Here is a 20,801-nt window from a genome sequence, read left to right as displayed (position 1 = left end):
AAGCAGTCAAACCAAAGCAGTCAAACCAAAGCGGTCAAACCAAAGCGGTCAAACCACGGTGCTCCATCCGCTTACTCCAGCACCAGCACCGTGCCGTCCGGGTACACGATCGCCGCTTCATCACTGCTCGCATCGAAGAAGCCCAGCCCGTGCTGGTGTGCCAGCACCTGGAACATTTCATGCGCGCGCTCGGCGACGGCGTCGTCGAAGGAGCCATAGATCACGCTCGCGGCGATGCTGTAATCGGTGACTTCATCGCGGTCGTCCTCATCGTCGGACAGCGGGCCGCTCATCGGCGGGAAATGCTCGGCCATTTCGGCAAACCAGGCCTGCAGTGCCGGGGTGGTGACCTTGGGATCATCGTGGTCATGATCTTCGTTCCAGTCGGTCTGCTTCTCATACCAAGCGATGAAGGCAGCCGCTTCGCGCGGTGCCACGGCGGGGTCGAACACCATCATGTCGTAGCTCATCGGATCTTCCTGTTGACGTTGCGCAGCAAGCGCGGACGCGCAGGGTAGCGCGACCGTGCTTGCGGGGGGATGACTACCGTCGGAAAAGGACCGGCGGGTTACGAGGCAGGAAGCGCGGCGCTGCCTTCGCGCGCCGGCAGGTCTGCGGGGAACAGCGCGAAGCGCAGGCCGACCAGCCCCATCAGGGCTTCATCGCGGGCCTTGCCGGCCGCCACGCTGCCCACCCGCGCCAGCGAGGCGTCCAGCCGCTCGCGCAGCGCAGCCTCGCCCGGTACCGGCCGACGGGCGGCAACCTGGCGGCGGTAGTGCGTCGCGATGTCGGCCAGGATGTGCTCCACCGCCTCCCGGCTGCGCTCGGGCAGGTCCAGCCGGGCGCGCCGCAGCTGCAGGATGTTCAGCCCCACGCGGGCCTCGGTCAGCATGTCCACCGAGGCGATGTCGCTGCCCTCCGGCGTGGCGGCCAGCCGGGGCGCCAGCAAGCCCAGCAGGTCCAGCATGCGCGCAGCGAAGCGTTCGCGGTCCTGCTGGCCACGCCCTTCGGCGGCTTCGGCCAGCGTGCCCCAGCCCTGACGCACCAATCGCCGCGCGCTCCACTCGGCGCCCACCGAGCGGAACAACCGGGTCATCACCACCGCGAACCCGATGCCGATGAACATGGCCACGGCCGAGTTCACGAAGCCCTGGATGTTGCCGCTGTACGTGTTCTGCACGCTGAGCAGGGCCACCAGGTTCACCGTCAACGGCAGGGCGAACAGCATCGTCTTCGGGTTGTGCAGCAGCAGGCCCAGCGGCAGGAACACCACGGCCAGCAGCAGCACCAGCAGGCCGAAATCGTGCACCGCCGGAAAGATGCCGAACTGGTAGATGCCGGCCACGATGCTCGCCACGACCGCCCATATCAGAAAAGACATCATGCTCGGTGCGGGATCGTCCTGTGCGGCGAAGAACGCCGCGGCCACGGCGGCCATCATCGCGCCGTTGCCACCGCCTTCCCAACCGAGCCCGATCCACAGCACGCAGTAGCTCATCAGCGCGATACCGGCACTGAGCGCGGAAAACAGCGCCATGCCGTAATCCACGTGGCGGGCGTCGGTCACCGCGCGCGCGCGGATGCGGTAACGCGGCGTTTCGCGCGGCGCCGTGCCGTGCTCGATGGCCTGGTGCAGCATGCGGCAGTCCTGCCACAGGTCCACCAGCTCCTCCAGGCGCAGCAACAGGGTGGCCAGCTGCAGGCGCTGCAGGTCAGCGTCCACCTGCGGTTTCAATGCGCTGATGCGTGCCCGCAGCGACGTGTACAGGCCAGCGGCAGCGGTGGCATCGTCAGCCACCAGCCATTCGCGGGTGTCGTCCACGACGGACTGCAGATCCTCAGGCAGCGCCTTGTCGTGACCACGCAGCGCCTCCAGCCGATCTGCAATCGAAGACAGCACGGGCAGCAACAGCAGCATGCGTTCGCGCAGGCGGGCCATCGACACGGCCGCGCCGGCATGGCGTGGATCATCGCGGCGCAGGAACTCGATCAGCGCCTCGAACTGCACCAGGTCAGCGGCAAGCCGGTTGCGCGGTACGTGCGCGCGGCCACCTTCCAGGATCTGCCGACACCATTGCGCCGCGTCGTCCATCCAGCGACTGATGCGGCCACTCAGCATCGGCCGCACCGAGGCCGGGAACACCAGTGCAGCGAACAACACCGCCACGACCGTGCCGAGGATGATCTCTTCGCTGCGCGCCACCACGGTGTCGAAGATCATCTCCGGCGAGGTGACCGCAGGAAAGCCGATGAAGGCGGTGGTGTAGCCGGCCAGCAGGAAGGCGTAGCCCCGGGGGCCGCGGTTCAACAGCGCCAGGAACAGGCAGCCGGCCAGCCACAGCGACATCGCCGCACTGAGCAGCAGCGGGGTCTCCACCAGATGGGGCAGCATGATCAGCGTGGCCACGCCGGCCAGCAGCGTACCCAGGATCCGGTACACGCCTTTGGCCCGCGTGGGCCCCAGCAGCGGCTGGCTGACGATGTACACCGTGGCCATCGCCCAGTAAGGCCGCGACAGGTTGCCAGCCAGCCCGATGTACAGCGCCGTGATCGACGCCAGGAAGGTCTTGATCGAGAACAGCCAGCCTTGGCGGTCCAGCAGCACGGACATCGGGTCTACCTCGCCGCTGTCGGTGCGGCGGCGGGCGCGGCATCGGCGCCGGCATCCCAGCCACCGCCCAAGGCGAGGAACAGATGGATCTGGTCACGCGATACCTGTGCCTGCGCCTCGGCCAGCGTGGCGTCGGCGGTGGCCAGGCTGCGGTCGGCGTCCAGGCTGGACAGGTACGGCGTGCGGCCCCCCTGGTACAACCGGCGGTTCTGCGCGGCGGCCAGCGTGGCCTGCTGCTGCGCCACCTGCAGCGACTGCAGCCGACGCAGATCCTGCGCATAGCGGTCCAGCGCGGTCTGTGTTTCGCGCAACGCCTGCAGCACGGTGTGGTCGAACTCGGCCAGCGCGGCGTCAGCGCCGGCTTCGGTGGCATGGATGCGGGCCCGTGTACCGGAAGAGGGCAGGGTCCACGAGATCAGTGGGCCGAGCGACCACTGCTGGGTGAGCGGCTCGCCGAAGTCGGCCAGCAGGCCAGCGGCACCGACCGATGCGCCCAGGCGGATATCCGGATACAGCGCTGCAGTCGCCACGCCGATGCGCGCGGTCGCGGCGGCCAGCTTGCGTTCTGCCTGACGCACATCGGGACGGCGCGCCAGCAGCGCGCGGCCATCGCCGACCGGCAAGGGCTGCTGCAGTGCTGGCGCATGGGCGCAGTCCAGCACGCCTGGCGGCAATTGCCCCGGGGTCTGCCCCAACAGCGCCGCCAGCGAATACGCCGCCGCTTGGCGCTTGGCCTGCAGCGGCGGCAGCGCGGCTTCCAGCAGCGCCACCTGGGCATTTGCGCGCGCCAGTTCCGGGGCGGTACCGCGACCGGCGGCGATCAGGCGCTCGGTGACCTCCCGGCCGCGCTGCTGCAATTGCAGCGAATGCGCGGCCACCTGCAGCTCATGATTGGCGTGGCAGATGTCCAGGTAGTTGTCGGCGACCTCAGCCACCACGGTGATGCGGGCGATATCGCGCGCTGCGGCGACCGACTGTTCGTCCGCGCGCGCCGCTTCCGCGCCACGCCTGAGCTTGCCGAACAGATCGAATTGATAGCTCACTGCGAACTTGCCGTCGGCCAGGTTGATCGGCGGCAGCTCGTGCTCCAGCAGGAACGATTCGGCAGACAGCTGGGCCCGGCTGACACCGGCTTCTGCTTCGTACTCGAATCCCCCTGCATCCATCGCCTGCTCGTACAGGGCAGCGGCGCGCCGCAGATGCGCGTCGGCGGCCTTCAGTTCGACGTTGTCCCGCAGCGCCTGTTCAACCAGACCGTCCAGCGTGGGGTCCTGATACAACGACCACCAGCGCGAGGGCAGGTCGGCACTCGCGGCCACCTCGGGGTTGCCGGTATCGATGAAAGCATCGTTGGCCTGCGGCCGATGGAAGGCCGAGGCCTCGGGCACGGCGTAATCCGGGCCCACCGTGCGGCACGCCGCCAGGCCGGTCAGCGCGACGACCAGCGCCACGCGGCGCAGCGTATGCACCATCGCGCTCACAGCGCGGCCCGCGCCGGCACCGTGGCAGCGGTGTCCTTCGTGTGGCCCTTCACGTTGACGGTCACCGTGGCAGTGCGGCCGGAAATCAGCTGCACGCCATCGGGTACGGCATCGATTCGGATGCGTACCGGAATACGCTGGGCCAGACGCACCCAGTCGAAGGCCGGGTTCACGTTCGGCAGCAGGCTGTTTCCCGCCGTGCGGTACCGGTCTTCGATGCCGGCGGCGATGCTCTCGACATGGCCGACCAGCGCCACGTCTTCACCCATCAGCCGGATATCCACAGGCTGGCCGGGCGCTACGCCGCGCAGCCGCGTCTCTTCGAAATAGCCATCCACGCGGAACGAGGTGGTGTCCAGCAGGGCCAGCACCGGCTTGCCGGCCGTCACGTAGTCACCGACGCGCACGGTGCGGTCATTGATCTGGCCATCGGCCGGCGCCCGCACTTCGGTCCGCGCAAGGTTGAGCTCGGCCAGGTCCACCGCGGCCTGCGCCGTGGCCAGCGCGGCCTGTGCAGCCTGCAGCTTGGCCCGGCGCACTTCGGCATCTTCGCCGGCGACCAGATCCTGCAGGCTGCGGTCGCGCGCGATCTCCCGGCGCAGCTGCGCCACCGCGGCCTGGCGTTCGGCCAATGACGCCCGCGCCAACTCCACGGCGATGCGATAACGCGCCCGGTCCACCACGAACAGCAGCGCGCCTTTCTTCACTGCCTGGTTGTCGGCCACGTCCACTGCTTCAACCAGTCCGGATACATCCGGGGCCACCTGCACGACGTCCGCGCCGATATGCGCATCGCGGGTCCACGGCTCGTCCATGTAGTAGACCCACAGTTGCCGCAGCACCAGCAGCGCGACGATCACGGCCAGCACGGTCAGCACCGGCGGCAGGGCTTTCTTGACGATCTTGTTCACGATTGCATCCAACGCAGGAGGTGGAACAACCCGCCCAGCACGATGCCGTACAGGGCCAGGTTGAAGAGGGCGGGGTGCCAGACGAGCCGATAGGCGCCACTGCGCTGCAGCAGCACGCGCAGGCCGCTGTTGAGCACATAGGCCACCAGCATCAGCCCGAGCAGGGTCGGGACAAACACGCCATGGAGACTGAATTCACCGGGCATCGGCAGGGATCTGGCTTCTATACGGGGGAGGGACATCAACAGCAACGGGCGAAAGCCACTGGCGTCTGCACGGCAGCGGCGTCGCCCGGGAGTGCAGCACTTACGTAATGCGATCGACGGCGGCGGCCAGCAGGTGCCACACCTTCAACACCGCGCGCAGTTCTTCCATGGACAGCTCGCCGAACACGTCTTGGCGCAGCCCGATCAGCTTCTCTTCCAGCTCGCTGACCAGCGCTTGGCCGGCATCGGTCAGCCACAGCAGGTTGGCGCGACGGTCGCTGGCATCGCATTCACGGCGCACCAGCCCGCTGGCCGACAGCTTGTCCAGCAGGCGCACCAGCGAGGGGCCTTCCAGGCCCAACTGCTGGGCCAGGGTGACCTGGCGGATGCCACCGCCCGAGCGGCCGATCATCAGCAGCGGCATGGTGCAGGCGGTGGAAATGCCATAGCTGCCCAGCGTGCCATCGGCCAAGCGCTGCCATTGCCGCCCTGACTGAAGCAGGCCGGAGCTGAGCTGCATCTGCAGCCGGGTACGTTCGTCGAGGGAATCATTCATGGCAGATAGATAGGATACTACTAATTTCATGCCTATCAATAGGACAGCGCCGCTTTCTGTTCATGCCACCGCTTTCTTCCTGCATGAAAAGCAACGGGATCCCGGACGATCCGCCTTCCGGTCGGCTACCATGCTCGCCCCATCCGGGAAGCCGTCCGCAATGAGCAACGACAAGAATTCCAAGGCGCCGCAAGGCGATGTCAGCCAGACGCAGGCCGAAGAGGCCGTGCGCACCCTGCTGCGCTGGGCCGGTGAAGACCCGACCCGTGAAGGCCTGCTGGACACCCCGCGACGGGTGGCCGAAGCCTATGGCGACTGGTTCAGTGGCTACCGCGATGATCCGCGCGCCTACATGGAGCGGACCTTCGAAGAGGTCGCCGGCTACGACGAGCTGATCGTGCTGCGCGACATCGAATATGAAAGCCACTGCGAGCACCACATGGCGCCGATCATCGGCCGGGTGCACGTCGGCTACCTGCCGGCCGGCAAAGTAGTGGGCATCAGCAAGCTGGCACGCGTGGTGGAAGCCTACGCGCGCCGCTTCCAGGTGCAGGAAAAGATGACCGCGCAGATCGCCCAGTGCATCCAGGACGTGCTGCAGCCGATCGGTGTCGGCGTCGTCGTGGAAGGCGCGCACGAGTGCATGACCACCCGCGGCATCCATAAGCGGGGCGTCAGCATGGTCACCTCGAAGATGCTGGGCAGCTTCCGCGAAGATGCCCGCACCCGCGCCGAGTTCCTGCGCTTCATCGAAGTCGGCGGCAAGCGCTGAGCAGGTCGCCGGCCCGGTGCCTGCCGTCATGGCGGGCACCGTTCCAGCTGCACACCTGGCTGCCGCTGACCGTCTTTCCGGATCCTCCTGCTGCATGAAGCACCGCGATCGCATCATCCGTTACCGTCACCTGCGCGAGCAGCCACAGTGGAAGCTGCTGGCTGCCGCCCACGCCCCGGAGATCATCGGCCTGCTGCAGGCCCTGTTGATGGACGGCGAGCGCACCCTGCCGGCCGCCGTCCTGCACGAGCGGCTGCAGCGTGCGCTGGACCAGCTCAATGGGGAAGAATTGTCCCGTGAGCTGCCGCGCACCGCGCAGGCGTATGTGGCGCACTGGCTCGCCCAGGGCTGGCTGGAGCGCCGCTTGCCCGAAGGCGCCGACCAGGAACAGTACGAACTGTCCACCCAGGCCCTGCAGGCGATCCGCTTTGCCGACAGCCTGGAGCAGAGCCGCGTCGCCGCCACCGAAAGCCGCCTGGCGCTGGTGATCAACCAGTTGTCCCAGTTGGCCGCGCAGACTGAAGCCGATCCCGATGCGCGGTTGTCCGCGCTGCGCGACGAACGCGATCGCATCGACGCGGAAATCGCGCGGGTCGGCGAGGGCCGTGTCGCTGCGCTGGACGGCAAGCGCGCGCTGGAGCGGGCCCGCCAGATCATCGGCCTGGCCGACGAACTGACTGAAGATTTCCGCCGCGTCCGCGATGACTTCGAGCGCCTGAACCGCGAGTTCCGCGAGCGCATCATCGACGACGAGGGTGAGCGTGGCGACGTGCTGTCCAAGCTGTTCGAGGGCGTGGATGTGATCGGTGACAGTGACGCCGGGCGCAGCTTCCAGGCCTTCTGGCGACTGCTGAACGACGCAGAGCAGAGTGCGCAGCTCGACGCCGCGCTGGAGAGCGTGCTCGCGCGTGGCTTCGCGCGTCGGCTGGACCGCCAGGAACGTGCCTTCCTGCGCGGGTTCACCGGCACCATGCTCGAGCGCGGTGGCCAGGTGCACGACGTGCTGCAGCACTTCGCGCGCAGCCTGCGCGGGTTCGTGCAGAGCCGCGGCTACCTGGAGCAGCGCCGCCTCAACCAGTTGCTCAAGCAGGCCCAGGGTGAGGCGCTGGCGCTGCGCGATGAATTCCCCGCACAGCGCGCCATCGGCCGCGACCTGCAGCTGACCACCACCCGCCTGCGTTCGTGGTCGCAGTGGAAGCTGCACGATCCGCGCAGCGCGCAGGTCGATGGCAGCGTGCAACGCAACGACATCGCGGCGATCAGCCTGGAAAGCGTCGGCGACCTGGTGGCTTCCTCGGAAATCGACTTCCGCACCCTCCGCCGCGACCTGCACGACCTGCTGGGCATGCAGCCGCAGCTGAGTATTGCCCAGGCCCTGTCTCAGCGCGAAGCGCCGCAGGGGCTGGGCAGCGTCATCGGTTATCTGTCGCTGGGTACGCGCTTCGGCCGCGTCGTCGAGGGCGAGCAGGAGCTCGCGCATTGGCGCGGTGGTGACGGTCACTGGCGGCGCGCCCGCATCCCGCTGGTTTGGTTCACCCAGGAGAAACGCCATGAGCTGGAATGAAGATCCGATCGACACCGCAGGCCTGGGGCGGGACGAAGAACCGCACGACGCCGAGCCGGTGGTGGTGACTCCGCTGCCGCGCCGTGGCAACGACGTGCTGTATCTGGGCGACACCGGCCGTCTGCCGGTGGATGCGCGCCGCGCGCTGTGCCAGCTGCTGATCGGGCCGAGCATCGACCAGCAGCGCCATGCCAAGTTGTGGCCGGCGCTGCTGCGCAACGAAGCCGCCCTGCGCACCGCGTTGGCCGACCTGTTCCTGGAGCTGGTGCTTGACCGCGAAAGCGGCGTCGCCTTCACCCGCCAGGCCGATACCGAAGATCTGGATACGCCGGTCCTGCTGCGCACCTCGCCGTTGACCTTCATCGACTCGGTGCTGCTGCTGTACCTGCGGCAGCAGCTGGGTGAGGCCGATGCGCGCGGCAATCGCGCGGTCGTCGCCGACGCCGAGATGGCCGAAGCGCTGGCGGTCTACGAGAAGAACCTGTCCACCGACCGCGCCGGCTTCAACCGCCGCGTCGCCAGTGCCGTGCAGAAGATGAAAGACAACCACATCCTGACCCGCCTTGCCGGCCAGGAAGACCGCCACGAAGTGTCGCCGGCCTTGAAGCTGCTGTTCTCGGCCGAGGACGTTTCGGCGTTGTCGGCGGTGTACCGCCAGCTGCGCGAGACCCCGGCCGCCGAAGCCTGAACCACGGAAGCACGCCATGGCCATTTCCAAGCACACCCCCGCCCTGTTCACCGAAGGCCAGCCCGACGCGCGCCAGCAGCAGTTCCGCATGCGCCGCCTGCAGGTGCACAACTGGGGCACCTTCAACGGCCTCACCGAAGTGCCGATCGCCGAGCGCGGTTTCCTGTTCGTCGGCCGTTCCGGCTCGGGCAAGTCCACGCTGCTCGACGCGATGTCGGCGCTGTTGGTGCCGCCGGCGATCGTCGACTTCAACGCGGCGGCGCGCGAAGCCGAACGCAGTGGCCGCGACCGCAACCTGGTGTCGTACGTGCGCGGCGCATGGGCCGACCAGCAGGACCGCGGCACTGGTGAGATCGCCACCCAGTACCTGCGCAAGGGCGCTACCTGGACGGCCGTGGTGCTGGAGTATCGCAGTGGCGATGGCCGTGTGGTCAGCCTGGTGCGCCTGTTCTGGATCGCCGGCAACGGCACCACGGCCGCCGATGTACGCAAGCACTACATGGTGGCCGAACGTCCGTTCGATGTGGCCAAGGACCTGGGCGGCTTTGACCTGGACCTGCGCAAGCTGAAGCAGAAGCTCGCCGACGTGCATCACTTCGACAGCTTCGCCGGCTATGCCGAGCGTTTCCGCCACCTGCTGGGCATCGACAACGAGATGGCCCTGCGCTTGCTGCACAAGACCCAGTCAGCGAAGAACCTGGGTGACCTCAACGTCTTCCTGCGCGACTTCATGCTGGACACGCCGAAGACCTTCGACGCGGCCGAGCGGCTGGTCAACGACTTCGCCGAACTGGACGGCGCGCACCAGGCCGTGGTCACAGCCCGTCGCCAGGTCGAAACCCTGTCGCCGGCGCGCGCGCATTACAACGAACTGAAGGCCATGAACCGTCGGCGCGCCGACGATGAGACGCTCAAGCTGGGCATCGACAGCTTCCGTGAGACCCGTCGGCAGCAGCTGATCGATGCGCGCCTGCGCGAGCTGGATACCCGTGACCGCGGCCTGCTGGGTGAGGAATCGCAGCGGCGCGCGGCACTGGACAACCACCAGGCCAAACTCGGTGAGCTGGAACTGCAGCGCCGCCAGCAGGGTGGCGAACGCATCGAGGAGCTGGAACGCGAGCAGGGGCGTGCGGAAGCCGAGCGTGACCGCCGCGATGCGAAGCTGGCCCAGGCCCGCGAGGCGGCAGCGCAGTTGCAGAAAGCCCTGCCCGACGATGCCCACGGCTTTGCCGAGCTGGTCGAGCACGCATCGAACGAGCTGCTGGACCGCAAGCGCGCCTCATCGGCGCTGGACGATGCGATCAGCGAACGGCTGGGGGGGCGGCGCGACGACGAGCGTCGCTTCGGCGATGTGCGTGCCGAACTCGATGCCATGCAGCGCAACACCTCCAGCATTCCTGCGCCGCTGCAGAAACTGCGTGCGCGACTGGTCGAAGAGACCGGGTTGCCGGAAGCGGCGTTGCCCTTCGTGGGCGAACTGATCCAGATAGGGCAGGACGACCTCGCCTGGCAGGGTGCGATCGAGCGCGTCCTGTTCGGTTTCGCGCAGTCGCTGCTGGTCGATGACAAGCATTACAACGAAGTCGCCGACTGGGTGAACCGTACCCACCTCGGCATGCGCTTCACGTATTACCGCGTGCGCCGCAACGACGAGGCGTTTGCCCGCGATCCGTCGCCGCGCTCGCTGCTGCACAAGCTGGAGCTGCGCGACCACGTCTTCGAAGGCTGGCTGCGCCGCGAGTTGGGCAAGCGCTTCGACTACGAGTGCGTGGATGCCCGACAGCTGCGCAACGTGGAACGCGGCATCACCCGCGAAGGCCAGGTCAAGCACCCGGGCGACCGCTTCGAGAAGGATGACCGCAGCGCCGTCACCGACCGCCGCCGCTGGCTGCTGGGCTTCAACAACCGCGACAAGCTGGCGGTGTACGAGAAGGAAGCGCAGGAGCTTGCCCTGCGCATCGCGGGCTGTGACGAGGACGTCGCCCGCCTGCGTGCGCAGCGCGACCTCGACAACGATCGCCGCCTGGCGTGCCACCAACTGGTGGGCATGAGCTGGAACGAGATCGACATCGCGACCCCGCAGCAGCGCCTGGCCGACATCGAAGCCACCCTGCGCGACCTGCGTGAAGGCAATGCCGATCTGGAAAAGCTGGCCCGCCAGATCGACGCCGCGCGCGCGGATATCGAACAGTCACGCCGCACCTACGAAGACACCCGGGTGGAGCGCGGCCAACTGGTCAAGGAGCGCGACCGGCTGGACCGTGCCCGCCAGCAGAGTCGCGCCTTGATACTGCCCGCCCTGGGCAGCACACAGGAAGCCGGCCTGCAGGCACGGCTGGATGCACTGGGCCCACTGAGCCTGGAGACGCTCGAAGCGCACATGCGCCAGGTCAGCAATTCACTGAACGAAGCGCTGTCGTCGTCGCAGCAGGACGTCAATCGCGTGGAAAACCAGCTGCTCGGCTGCTTCCGCCGCTTCGTGCAGGGCTGGCCGGAGGAATCCGGTGACTTCACGGTGTCGGTGGCGTCGGCAGACGATTTCCTCGCGCGCCTGGAGCGGCTGGAGCGCGACGGCCTGCCGCAGCATGAGGAACGCTTCTTCGACCTGCTGCAGAACCAGAGCAAGAACAATCTGCTTGCGCTGCAGCGACACAGTGCCGAAGCCCGCAAGTCGATCGGCCAGCGTCTGGACGAGGTCAACGCCAGCCTGGAACAGGTGCCGTTCAACCGCGGTACCTTGTTGACCATCGAACTCAGCGACCGTCGCCTGCCCGAAGTGCTGGAGTTCCATCATCAGCTGCGTGAAGTGTTGACCCAGCAGCAGACCGAACAGCGCGAGCTGGCCGAAGCCCAGTTCGCCGTGCTGCGCGTGCTGGTCAACCGCCTGGGTTCGCAGGAAGGCGAGGACAAGCGCTGGCGCGAGCTGGTGCTGGATGTGCGCATGCATGTCGAGTTCATCGGTGTGGAACTGGACGCGGCGACGCGCCAGCAGGTCGAGATCTACCGCAGCGGTGCCGGCAAGTCCGGCGGTCAGCGGCAGAAGCTGGCCACCACCTGCCTGGCGGCGGCCCTGCGCTACCAGCTGGGCGGTGCCGACGGGCAATTGCCCAGCTATGCCGCGGTGGTGCTCGACGAGGCCTTCGACAAGGCCGACAACGAGTTCACCGCACTGGCGATGAACATCTTCGACAACTTCGGCTTCCAGATGGTGGTGGCCACGCCGCTGAAATCGGTGATGACGCTGGAGCCCTTCATCGGCGGTGCCTGCTTCGTCGAAATCAGCGGCCGCCACGACTCCGGCGTGCTGCTGATCGAGTACGACGAAGACGGCAAGCGCCTGAAGCTGCCCGAACGCAGCCGCCAACAGGCCAGCGAACCGGAACCCGCCTGAGCCACAGGCCGCGCTGCATGACCCCCGACCGACCTCGCGGCCCTGACACAGGCCGCGCTGCATGATGCCCAGGTAGAGCCGACTTCAGTCGGCTGCCCTTGGCCATGCGCCCCGACCGACCTCGCGGCCGCCGACACAGGCCGCGCTGCGCGCTCGCCGAGCACGGCTCGGCGCTACCGGCTCGACGTCCGCGATGTATGACGACCAGGTAGAGCCGACTTCAGTCGGCTGCTCTTGGCCATGCGCCCCGACCGACCTCGCGGCCCCGACACAGGCCGCGCTGCGCGCTCGCCGAGCACGGCTCGGCGCTACCGGCTCGTCGTCCACGATGCATGATGCCCAGGTAGAGCCGACTTCAGTCGGCTGCTCTTGGCCACGCCCCGGCCGACCTCGCGGCCGCCGACACAGGCCGCGCTGCGCGCTCGCCGAGCACGGGTCGGCGCTACCGGCTCGTCGTCCGCGCTGCATGACGCCCAGGTAGAGCCGACTTCAGTCGGCTGCTCTTGGCCACGCCCCGGCCGACCTCGCGGCCGCCGACACAGGCCGCGCTGCGCGCTCGCCGAGCACGGGTCGGCGCTACCGGCTCGTCGTCCGCGCTGCATGACGCCCAGGTAGAGCCGACTTCAGTCGGCTGCTCTTGGCCACGCCCCGGCCGACCTCGCGGCCGCCGACACAGGCCGCGCTGCGCGCTCGCCGAGCACGGGTCGGCGCTACCGGCTCGTCGTCCGCGCTGCATGACGCCCAGGTAGAGCCGACTTCAGTCGGCTGCTCTTGGCCACGCCCCGGCCGACCTCGCGGCCGCCGACACAGGCCGCGCTGCGCGCTCGCCGAGCACGGGTCGGCGCTACCGGCTCGTCGTCCGCGCTGCATGACGCCCAGGTAGAGCCGACTTCAGTCGGCTGCTCTTGGCCACGCCCCGGCCGACCTCGCGGCCGCCGACACAGGCCGCGCTGCGCGCTCGCCGAGCACGGGTCGGCGCTACCGGCTCGTCGTCCGCGCTGCATGACGCCCAGGTAGAGCCGACTTCAGTCGGCTGCTCTTGGCCACGCCCCGGCCGACCTCGCGGCCGCCGACACAGACCGCGCTGCGCGCTCGCCGAGCACGGCTCGGCGCTACCGGTGTCGGCTTACCTCAACGGGATCAGGCGAACGTATCCCAGCCCATCCGCGCGATCAGCACCACCACCAGTCCCACGAACAGCTTGCGGATCAACGGCGTCCCGCCGCGCAACGCCAGCCGTGTTCCCACCACCGATCCCACGATGTTGGCCACCGCCATCGGCAGGGCGAAGATCAGCAGCACGTTACCGGTGGGGACAAAGAAGGACAGCGCGGCCACGTTGGTCGACACGTTGACCACCTTGGATGCCGCAGACGCGCGCAGGAAATCCAGCCCGAAGAAGCGCACGAACAGGAAAATCAGAAAGCTGCCGGTGCCGGGACCGAAGAAGCCGTCATAGAAGCCGATCGCCGCGCCGATCGCCAACGCGATCCACAGTTCGCGACGCCCCACGTCACGGGGTCGGTGCAGCGCGCCGAAATCCTTCTTCCACAGCGTATAGCCCAGCATGGCGATCAACAGCACCAGCACCAGCGGTCGCACGGCGTCCTTCGGCAGCAGGCTGACCGCCGTCGCTCCCAGGAACGAAAACACGAAGGCCGTCGCCGCCGCGAACAGGACCGGGCGCCACGGAAAGCGCACATTGCGCGCATAGCGCCACGCTGCGGCGCCCGTACCAAAGGCCGAACTGAATTTGTTGGTACCGAACAGCATCGCCGGCGTGTGCTGCGGCAGTACCGTGAACAAGCCCGGCAACTGCACCAGGCCGCCGCCACCGACGGCGGCATCGACCAGGCCGGCGATGAACGCGATGGCCACCAGCCACCAGAGCTCGGGGGGGATCAGTTCCAGCACGGGTCACAGCCTGCAGAGCGGGGCGACAGGATACGCCCACTGCCCCGTGTCCAGCAGCGCGGCCGCGGCCCGGCCGTGCAAAAATAGCGAAATGACCCAGAATGCGCCCGCCCCCTGCCCCTGCGACCTCGGCCAAGCCTACAAGGACTGCTGCGGCCGCTACCACGCCGGCACGCCCGCCCCGGATGCCGCCAGCCTGATGCGTTCGCGCTACAGCGCCTATGTGTTGCAGCGGGCGGACTACCTGTTGGAGAGCTGGGCAACGGATACGCGCCCGACCGAGTTGTCGGTTCAGGATGCCCCCGGCCAGCGAACCCAATGGCTGGGCCTGACCGTGCATGCGCACACCCACGAGGGGGACACCGCCCAGGTGCGTTTCACCGCACGCTATCGGATCGGCGGCGGCAGCGCGGTAAAGATGACCGAGCACAGCCGCTTCCTTCGCCGCGACGGACGTTGGTTCTACCTCGACGCGATCTGATGGGCGCCACACGGCGGTCGACACCCTGACGAAACGAGCCGATGACGTCATCCTCACCCCGGCTCCCCGAAGCTTGCGGGGGTGAACAGATCGCTCGCTACCGTCCCCTCCGCCTCGTCCCGCCACGCCATGCTGGCAGACCATTTCGCCCACGTGCGCCAACGCAGCCTCGCCCTGGCCGCGCCGCTGAGCGCCGAGGATGCGATGGTGCAGAGCATGGCCGATGCCAGCCCGACCAAGTGGCATCTTGCCCACACCACCTGGTTCTTCGAACGCTTCGTGCTCGGTACGCAGCCCGGCTACCAGCCGCTGCAGCCGGAATGGCATTTCCTGTTCAACAGTTACTACGAGACCATCGGCCCGGCGCATGCGCGGCCGCAGCGCGGCCTGCTGTCGCGGCCCAGTCTCGACCAAGTGGGCCGGTACCGCGCGCATATCGACGAGCAGGTGCTCAACCTGCTGCGCCGCGAAGTCCTGGACGACGAAACGCTGGATCATCTGCAGCTGGGGCTGCAGCACGAGCAGCAGCACCAGGAGTTGCTGCTGACCGATATCAAGCACGCGCTGTGGAGCAACCCGCTGCAGCCGGCATATCGCGAGGACTTGGCGGTAACCACCGGCAGCCTGCAGCCGTTGCAGTGGATCGAGAGCCCTGAGCGCATTGCGTGGATCGGCGCGCCGGCGTGGCCGGACAACGCTGCATTCGCGTATGACAACGAGTCACCCCCGCACCGCGTCATCGTGCCCGCCCACGCACTGGCCAGCCGCCCGGTCAACAACGCGGAGTTCGCTGCATTCGTCGCCGACGGTGGCTACCGCCAGGTCCAGCTTTGGATGAGCGAGGGTTGGACCTTGAACCAGGCCGAAGGCTGGCAGCACCCGCTTTACTGGGATGACGCGCTGGAGCGCGAGTACACGCTGGGCGGTTGGCGCGCACTGGATCCGAATGCCCCGGTGTGCCATATCAGTTACTACGAGGCTGACGCCTATGCGCGGTGGGCCGGTGCACGTCTGCCCACCGAGTTCGAATGGGAAGCGGCGGCGCCTGAGCAGGCGACGGACGGACATTTCGCTGACGATGGCCGTCTGCATCCCAGTGCGGCCGCCTCGCCTGACGGCGGGCTGCAGCAGATGCACGGGGATGTGTGGGAATGGACCAGCAGTGCGTATGGCCCCTATCCGGGCTTCCGGACCTTCCCTGGAAGCCTGGGCGAGTACAACGGCAAGTTCATGTCCGGCCAGTGGATCCTGCGCGGCGGCTCCTGCGCCACGCCAAGGGGCCACGTCCGCGCCAGTTACCGCAACTTCTTCAATCCTTCCGCGCGCTGGCAGTTTGCCGGTGTGCGGTTGGCCCGCGACCTTCAGTGAGTAACGTTCAATGAGTACCGTACATGCGGCGCGGCAGGCGCTTACCGACCTGACCCCCAGCCGCGAGCGCGTGCTGGAGGATGCACTCCGTGGCCTGTCCAGCCAGCCACGGCGGCTGCCTTCGAAGTATTTCTACGATGCCGCCGGCTCTGCGCTGTTCGAGCAGATCACCCGCACCCCGGAGTACTACCCCACGCGCACCGAGCTTGCCCTGTTGGCCCGGTGCCTGCCGGACATCGCCCGCGCAGTCGGCGAAAAGGCGCATGTCGTGGAGCTGGGCAGCGGCAGTGGCCGCAAGACCGCGCTGCTGCTGGAGGCCTTGCGGGAACCGGTGGCCTATACCCCCATCGAAATATCCCGTGCAGCGCTGCTGTCCAGCATCGACCATCTGGCGCCTGCCTTGCCGGCGATCGAGATGCTGCCGGTCTGCGCCGACTTCACCCACCCGGTGGAGGTGCCGGAACCAGAAGAAGAGCCGCGCCGTCGGCTGATGTTTTTTCCCGGTTCCACGCTGGGCAACTTCGAGCAGGCCGAAGCCATCACCCTGCTGCGTGCCATGCACCAGACCATGGGACGCGAGGGGATGGCCTTGATCGGCATCGACCTGCACAAGGACACTGCGACCGTCGAGGCCGCCTACAACGATGCCGCCGGAATCACCGCAGCGTTCACCCTGAACCTGCTGCGGCGGCTCAACCAACAGATCGGCAGCGACTTCGACCTGCAGGCCTTCCATCACCGCGCACGCTACAGCGTGCCGAACCTGCGGATTGAAACCCAGCTCGTCAGTGACCGCGAGCAGGAGGTCACCGTGGCGGGCCAGCAGTTCCACTTCGCGCCCGGCGACGCCATCCAGGTGGAATACAGCCACAAATACACCGAGGCGAGCTTCCAGCAGTTGCTTGACGCGGCGGATCTGCAGATCGTCGGCCGGTGGGATTCGGTTGCACCCGAGCCGGCATTCGGCCTGCGCCTGCTGCAACGCCGCTGAGTCGGCACCGCTGCCGCTATGATGACCGGGCCATGGCGGCACGGAGGATATCCATGTTCAAGCGCTCCCTGATCCTGCTGGTCGCGGTGGCGGCAAGTCCGATGGCCTATGCCCAGCAGGTCGATCCCGCCTTCGCGACCTGCCTGTCCACCCTGCAGGGCGCTGCGCTGAAGCAGGGCATCCCGGCAGAGCGCTTCACCGCGATGATGTCGCCGGTGCAACCGGATCCGACCGTGCTTGACCTGCTTGATGCGCAACCGGAGTTCACCACGCCGATCTGGGATTACCTGGCCGCCCTGGTGGATGACCAGCGGGTGGAAGAGGGACGGGCCATGCTGGCGCAGCACGCCGCGTTGCTGCAGCGCGTGTCCGCCGAGTACGGTGTCGATCCGGCGACCATCGTGGCCGTATGGGGCGTCGAGAGCGATTACGGACGCGTGTTCGGCAAGCGGCCCCTGCTGCAGTCACTCGCCACGTTGAGTTGCGCCGGGCGACGCCAGGCCTTCTTCCGCGGCGAACTGCTGGCGCTGCTGAAACTGATCCACCAAGGTGACCTGCAGGGTGAAGGGCTGGTGGGATCGTGGGCCGGTGCGTTCGGCCATACCCAGTTCATGCCCAGCACGTATGCCCGTATTGCAGTGGACGGGGACGGTGATGGACGTCGCGACCTGGTGGCAAGCATTCCGGACGCGCTGGCGTCCACCGCCAATTATCTCAAGCGTGCCGGTTGGCGGACCGGTGAACCCTGGGGCATGGAAGTACGCGTGCCGGCAGGATTCGCCGTCAACCAGGCCGGCCGCACCCAGCGCCGCCCCCTGTCCGAATGGAAGGCGCTTGGCGTGACCACGCTGGAGGGCGATGCCATCGCGCCGGCGGGGTTGCCCAGCGATGTGCGCGCCGCGCTGCTGCTGCCGGCGGGGATCAAGGGACCGGCAATGCTGGTGTTCCGCAACTACGATGCGATCTACAGCTACAACGCCGCCGAAAGCTATGCCCTGGCGATCGCGACCCTGGCTGACCGGCTGCGCGGCGGGGCAGGGCTGGCCACCGCGTGGCCGACCGATGACCCTGGCCTGGGCCGCCGTGAGCGCCGCCAGTTGCAGACCCTGTTGGCCGCCCGCGGCCATGACGTCGGACCGGTCGACGGCATGATCGGGACGGCCAGCCGCCGCGCCATCCAGGCCGAACAGCAACGACTGGGCTGGCCGACGCCGGACGGTCGCGCCGGGCGGCGGATCCTGCAGGCGCTGCAGGCCGAGCCCACCGCGGCCCCTGCGGCCACCCGTTTCACCCTTCCGTCCAACTACACCGCGCTGGCCCAGTCGCCGGCGCTGCGGAGTGCTTCCAACGTGCAGCAGATCAAAGGCGTCACCAGTGGCCAGTTCCAGGGACTCGATGCCTGGCTGGTCGAAACCCCACAGTCCACCGCGGCGATCAGCGTATTCGGTGGCCAACTGCTGTCCTTCGTCCCGAAAGGGGGACAGGACGTGATGTGGCTGTCGCCGCGCCGCGCGGAGTTGCCCACCCCCATCCGCGGCGGCAGCCCGGTGTGCTGGCCGTACTTCGGTCGGCAGGGGCAGGGCATCGACGTCCCGTCACACGGCTTCGTACGGACCCTGCCATGGGAGCTGAAGCAGGCGCGCACGCTGCCAGACGGCCGTATCGAACTCACCCTCGCACCGCCTGTGCTGGACACCTTGGCGTTGCGGTTGCAGATGGTGCTGGTGATCGGCGCGACCCTGGAGCAGACCCTGGTCACCGAGAACACCGGCAGCAGCGCGGCCAGCATCACCCAGGCCCTGCATAACTATTTCCGCGTCGGTGACGCCACGCGCGTGGACGTGGAGGGCGTGGACGGGCTGGACTATCTCGACAAGTATGAGAACTACGCCCAGCCGCGACGCCAGCAGGGCCCCTGGAACCTGCGCGACCCGCGCGATCCCGGGCGTAGCGACCGCATCTATACAGAGGCGGGGGGCCGCTACGTACTGCGTGATCCCGTCATGAAGCGCCGGATCACCCTCGAAACCCAGGGCAGCCGCGCGCTGGTGGCGTGGAACCCCGGCGCGGAGGCCGCGGCGAAGATGGCCGACGTCGGCGACGGCTGGCGTGACTATGTCTGCCTGGAAGCCGCCAACGCCGGCCCGGATGTGGTCACGGTCCCCGCCGGCGGCCGCCATGTGCTGAAGCAGACCCTGACCGTGCAGTCACTGTAGACGGTAGAGCCGACTTCAGTCGGCTGGACCAGGACGGTAGAGCCGACTTCAGTCGGCTTCGCAACGCAGCAAGGTAGAGCCGACTTCAGTCGGCTTAGCAACGCAGCAAGGTAGAGCCGACTTCAGTCGGCTTAGCAATAACGGTGCCGACTGAAGTCGGCACTACCCAGTCGGCTCTATCCGCCCGGGCATCAAGCCGCCCGCGGTCGAAGCACGATCAGCGTCAAGCCACCGGCCACCAGCCCCCAGAACGCCGACCCGATTCCCCCCAATGCCAATCCGGAAGCGGTCACCAGGAAGGTGACCAGCGCCGCCTCGCGATCCCGCTCCACGGCTAGTGCACTGGCAAGACTGTTGCCGATGGTGCCGAACAGCGCGATCCCCGCCACGCACGCAATCAGCTCCCTGGGGAAGGCGGCGAACACCGCCGCAACCGTTGCGCCGAACAGACCCACCAGCAGGTAGAACCCGCCAGCCGCCATCGCCGCGGTATAACGACGCGCAGGATCCTCATGCGCCTCCCGCCCCATGCAGATCGCGGCGGTGATCGCCGCCAGGTTCAGCGCGAACGCACCGAAAGGAGCGAGTGCCGCATTGACGACGCCGATCCAACCGATCACCGGCGAGATAGGTGCCTGATAGCCAGATGCGCGGATCACCGCGACACCGGGAATATTCTGGGAGGCCATGGTGACCACGAACAAGGGCAGGGCCACACTGGCCACCGCCGCCCAGCTCAGCTGCGGCGTGGTCCACACCGGCACGGCCAACTGCAGGGTCACGCCCTGCAGGTGAAGCTGTCCCTGCGCCACCGCGACGGCAATGCCGACCGCCAGGGTAAGGATCACCGCATAGCGGGGCAGCCAGCGCCGACCGACCAGCCAGGTCGCGAACATCGCCACGCCCATGCCGAACTGGGACCCCATGGAGACGAACACATCCAGCCCGAACCGCAGCAGGACGCCAGCCAGCATGCCGGCCGCCAATGCCATCGGCACACGCTGCATCACCTTGGCGAATATGCCGGAGAAGCCGAGGAGCGCACCGAGGACAGCCGCGAGCAGGAAGGCACCGATCGCCTCGGCCAGACTGACGCCACCCGCACCCACCACCAGCATCGCGGCACCGGGGGTGGACCATGCAGTGACGACCGGAATCCGATAGCGCAGTGAAAGGCCGATACAGGTAACGCCCATGCCGAGGCCAAGCGCCCACATCCATGAAGCGATCTCACGCTGATCGGCACCGACGGCCTGGGCCGCCTGGAAGACGATCACCGCTGAACTGGCAAAGCCCACCAGAACGGTGATGAAGCCGGCCACTAGAGCGGGCAGCGAGAGATCGCGCCACCACGGGCGGCGTACGAGCGCATCCATTGTTGTGTGTTCCCTGCAAGACCTCTCCATTGATACCCGCTGTGCTGCCGTGCGCGCAACGCGCGCGCGGCAGCACAGCGCCGGCGCCAGCACCCCCGCCGACACCACGCAGCACAGCGAGTGTCATCAAATTGAAAAAAGGTGTTGACGAATCCTGCAGGATCTCTACAATTCGCTCCCTCGCTGCAACGCAACGCTTTCTTCGGAAAACAGAGCGGAAACAGCACGCCACCACCGCCGAACGATTTAATCGAACGAAGGTGTTGACGGACTCG

At 67.6% G+C, this 20,801-nt stretch carries 15 protein-coding genes and 1 pseudogene; 8 read left to right on the top strand and 8 right to left on the bottom strand.

What is annotated here, in order from left to right; genetic code table 11:
- Positions 1–71: 71 nt before the first annotated feature.
- From IFT58_RS13250 to IFT58_RS13225, 6 genes are all read right to left on the bottom strand, one after another.
- On the bottom strand, positions 72–470 hold the full coding sequence (locus IFT58_RS13250) for a hypothetical protein (protein WP_188325517.1): 399 nt from the start codon (positions 468–470) through the stop codon (positions 72–74).
- Positions 471–568: 98 nt separating this feature from the next.
- Positions 569–2,611 (bottom strand): FUSC family protein, encoded by a 2,043-nt coding sequence (locus IFT58_RS13245; RefSeq protein ID WP_192095434.1) that lies wholly within the window; start codon positions 2,609–2,611, stop codon positions 569–571.
- Positions 2,612–2,616: 5 nt separating this feature from the next.
- Positions 2,617–4,083 (bottom strand): efflux transporter outer membrane subunit, encoded by a 1,467-nt coding sequence (locus IFT58_RS13240; RefSeq protein WP_192095432.1) that lies wholly within the window; start codon positions 4,081–4,083, stop codon positions 2,617–2,619.
- Between the two features lie 5 nt (positions 4,084–4,088).
- Positions 4,089–5,003, bottom strand: a complete 915-nt coding sequence (locus tag IFT58_RS13235) for an efflux RND transporter periplasmic adaptor subunit (RefSeq protein WP_192095431.1) — start codon at positions 5,001–5,003, stop codon at positions 4,089–4,091.
- A complete protein-coding gene (locus IFT58_RS13230) occupies positions 5,000–5,209 on the bottom strand; it encodes a DUF1656 domain-containing protein (protein ID WP_188325513.1) in 210 nt (69 codons plus the stop codon). Before IFT58_RS13230 ends, IFT58_RS13235 begins: the two co-directional genes overlap by 4 nt.
- A 100-nt stretch (positions 5,210–5,309) precedes the next feature.
- On the bottom strand, positions 5,310–5,765 hold the full coding sequence (locus tag IFT58_RS13225) for a MarR family transcriptional regulator (RefSeq protein WP_192081919.1): 456 nt from the start codon (positions 5,763–5,765) through the stop codon (positions 5,310–5,312).
- A 160-nt stretch (positions 5,766–5,925) separates the two neighbouring features.
- Between IFT58_RS13225 and folE the strand changes: the two genes are divergently transcribed.
- The 4 genes and pseudogenes from folE (at position 5,926) to IFT58_RS13205 (ending at position 12,180) form a co-directional block, all read left to right on the top strand.
- Positions 5,926–6,537, top strand: coding sequence for a GTP cyclohydrolase I FolE (gene folE / locus IFT58_RS13220; RefSeq protein ID WP_188325511.1), 612 nt, complete (start codon positions 5,926–5,928; stop codon positions 6,535–6,537).
- Between the two features lie 94 nt (positions 6,538–6,631).
- A complete protein-coding gene (locus IFT58_RS13215; protein WP_188325510.1) occupies positions 6,632–8,101 on the top strand; it encodes a DUF3375 domain-containing protein in 1,470 nt (489 codons plus the stop codon).
- A 97-nt stretch (positions 8,102–8,198) separates the two neighbouring features.
- Positions 8,199–8,789, top strand: a pseudogene (locus IFT58_RS13210) (DUF4194 domain-containing protein); the annotation flags it as partial.
- Positions 8,790–8,805: 16 nt separating this feature from the next.
- Positions 8,806–12,180 carry an SbcC/MukB-like Walker B domain-containing protein gene (locus tag IFT58_RS13205; RefSeq protein WP_192095429.1) on the top strand — a complete coding sequence of 1,125 codons (3,375 nt, stop codon included), beginning with the start codon at positions 8,806–8,808 and terminating at the stop codon, positions 12,178–12,180.
- Positions 12,181–13,320: 1,140 nt separating this feature from the next.
- On the opposite strand, the gene IFT58_RS13200 is transcribed toward IFT58_RS13205, so the two are convergent.
- Entirely contained in the window at positions 13,321–14,094 is a 774-nt protein-coding gene (locus IFT58_RS13200) for a TSUP family transporter (RefSeq protein ID WP_188325507.1), read from the bottom strand.
- Between the two features lie 91 nt (positions 14,095–14,185).
- On the opposite strand from IFT58_RS13200, the gene IFT58_RS13195 reads away from it, so the two are divergent.
- From IFT58_RS13195 to IFT58_RS13180, 4 genes are all read left to right on the top strand, one after another.
- Entirely contained in the window at positions 14,186–14,575 is a 390-nt protein-coding gene (locus IFT58_RS13195; protein ID WP_192095427.1) for a YchJ family metal-binding protein, read from the top strand.
- Positions 14,576–14,704: 129 nt separating this feature from the next.
- Positions 14,705–15,943: an ergothioneine biosynthesis protein EgtB gene (egtB, locus tag IFT58_RS13190; RefSeq protein WP_192095575.1), complete on the top strand. Its 1,239-nt coding sequence runs from the start codon at positions 14,705–14,707 to the stop codon at positions 15,941–15,943.
- Positions 15,944–15,953: 10 nt separating this feature from the next.
- A complete protein-coding gene (egtD, locus tag IFT58_RS13185) occupies positions 15,954–16,934 on the top strand; it encodes an L-histidine N(alpha)-methyltransferase (RefSeq protein ID WP_192095425.1) in 981 nt (326 codons plus the stop codon).
- A gap of 101 nt (positions 16,935–17,035) precedes the next feature.
- The gene (locus IFT58_RS13180) at positions 17,036–19,150 is read left to right on the top strand and encodes a lytic murein transglycosylase (RefSeq protein ID WP_192095574.1); all 2,115 of its coding nucleotides are present in this window, start codon (positions 17,036–17,038) and stop codon (positions 19,148–19,150) included.
- A 191-nt stretch (positions 19,151–19,341) separates the two neighbouring features.
- Here the strand turns inward: IFT58_RS13180 and IFT58_RS13175 are convergent, their stop codons facing one another.
- Positions 19,342–20,526, bottom strand: a complete 1,185-nt coding sequence (locus tag IFT58_RS13175) for a benzoate/H(+) symporter BenE family transporter (protein WP_192095423.1) — start codon at positions 20,524–20,526, stop codon at positions 19,342–19,344.
- Between the last annotated feature and the right edge of the window lie 275 nt (positions 20,527–20,801).

Origin of the sequence: Stenotrophomonas sp. CFBP 13718 (genome assembly GCF_014842145.1) — a bacterium.
Lineage (GTDB): Bacteria > Pseudomonadota > Gammaproteobacteria > Xanthomonadales > Xanthomonadaceae > Stenotrophomonas.
This window is presented reverse-complemented; position numbering and strand designations above follow the sequence as displayed.

What these genes read in the sequence shown, in the direction of transcription:
- IFT58_RS13250 (WP_188325517.1), bottom strand. Translation starts at nt 470, where the DNA reads ATGAGCTACGACATGATGGTGTTCGACCCCGCCGTGGCACCGCGCGAA.
- IFT58_RS13245 (WP_192095434.1), bottom strand. Translation starts at nt 2,611, where the DNA reads ATGTCCGTGCTGCTGGACCGCCAAGGCTGGCTGTTCTCGATCAAGACC.
- IFT58_RS13240 (WP_192095432.1), bottom strand. Translation starts at nt 4,083, where the DNA reads ATGGTGCATACGCTGCGCCGCGTGGCGCTGGTCGTCGCGCTGACCGGC.
- IFT58_RS13230 (WP_188325513.1), bottom strand. Translation starts at nt 5,209, where the DNA reads ATGCCCGGTGAATTCAGTCTCCATGGCGTGTTTGTCCCGACCCTGCTC.
- IFT58_RS13225 (WP_192081919.1), bottom strand. Translation starts at nt 5,765, where the DNA reads ATGAATGATTCCCTCGACGAACGTACCCGGCTGCAGATGCAGCTCAGC.
- folE (WP_188325511.1), top strand. Translation starts at nt 5,926, where the DNA reads ATGAGCAACGACAAGAATTCCAAGGCGCCGCAAGGCGATGTCAGCCAG.
- IFT58_RS13215 (WP_188325510.1), top strand. Translation starts at nt 6,632, where the DNA reads ATGAAGCACCGCGATCGCATCATCCGTTACCGTCACCTGCGCGAGCAG.
- IFT58_RS13205 (WP_192095429.1), top strand. Translation starts at nt 8,806, where the DNA reads ATGGCCATTTCCAAGCACACCCCCGCCCTGTTCACCGAAGGCCAGCCC.
- IFT58_RS13195 (WP_192095427.1), top strand. Translation starts at nt 14,186, where the DNA reads ATGACCCAGAATGCGCCCGCCCCCTGCCCCTGCGACCTCGGCCAAGCC.
- egtB (WP_192095575.1), top strand. Translation starts at nt 14,705, where the DNA reads ATGCTGGCAGACCATTTCGCCCACGTGCGCCAACGCAGCCTCGCCCTG.
- egtD (WP_192095425.1), top strand. Translation starts at nt 15,954, where the DNA reads ATGAGTACCGTACATGCGGCGCGGCAGGCGCTTACCGACCTGACCCCC.
- IFT58_RS13180 (WP_192095574.1), top strand. Translation starts at nt 17,036, where the DNA reads ATGGCCTATGCCCAGCAGGTCGATCCCGCCTTCGCGACCTGCCTGTCC.
- IFT58_RS13175 (WP_192095423.1), bottom strand. Translation starts at nt 20,526, where the DNA reads ATGGATGCGCTCGTACGCCGCCCGTGGTGGCGCGATCTCTCGCTGCCC.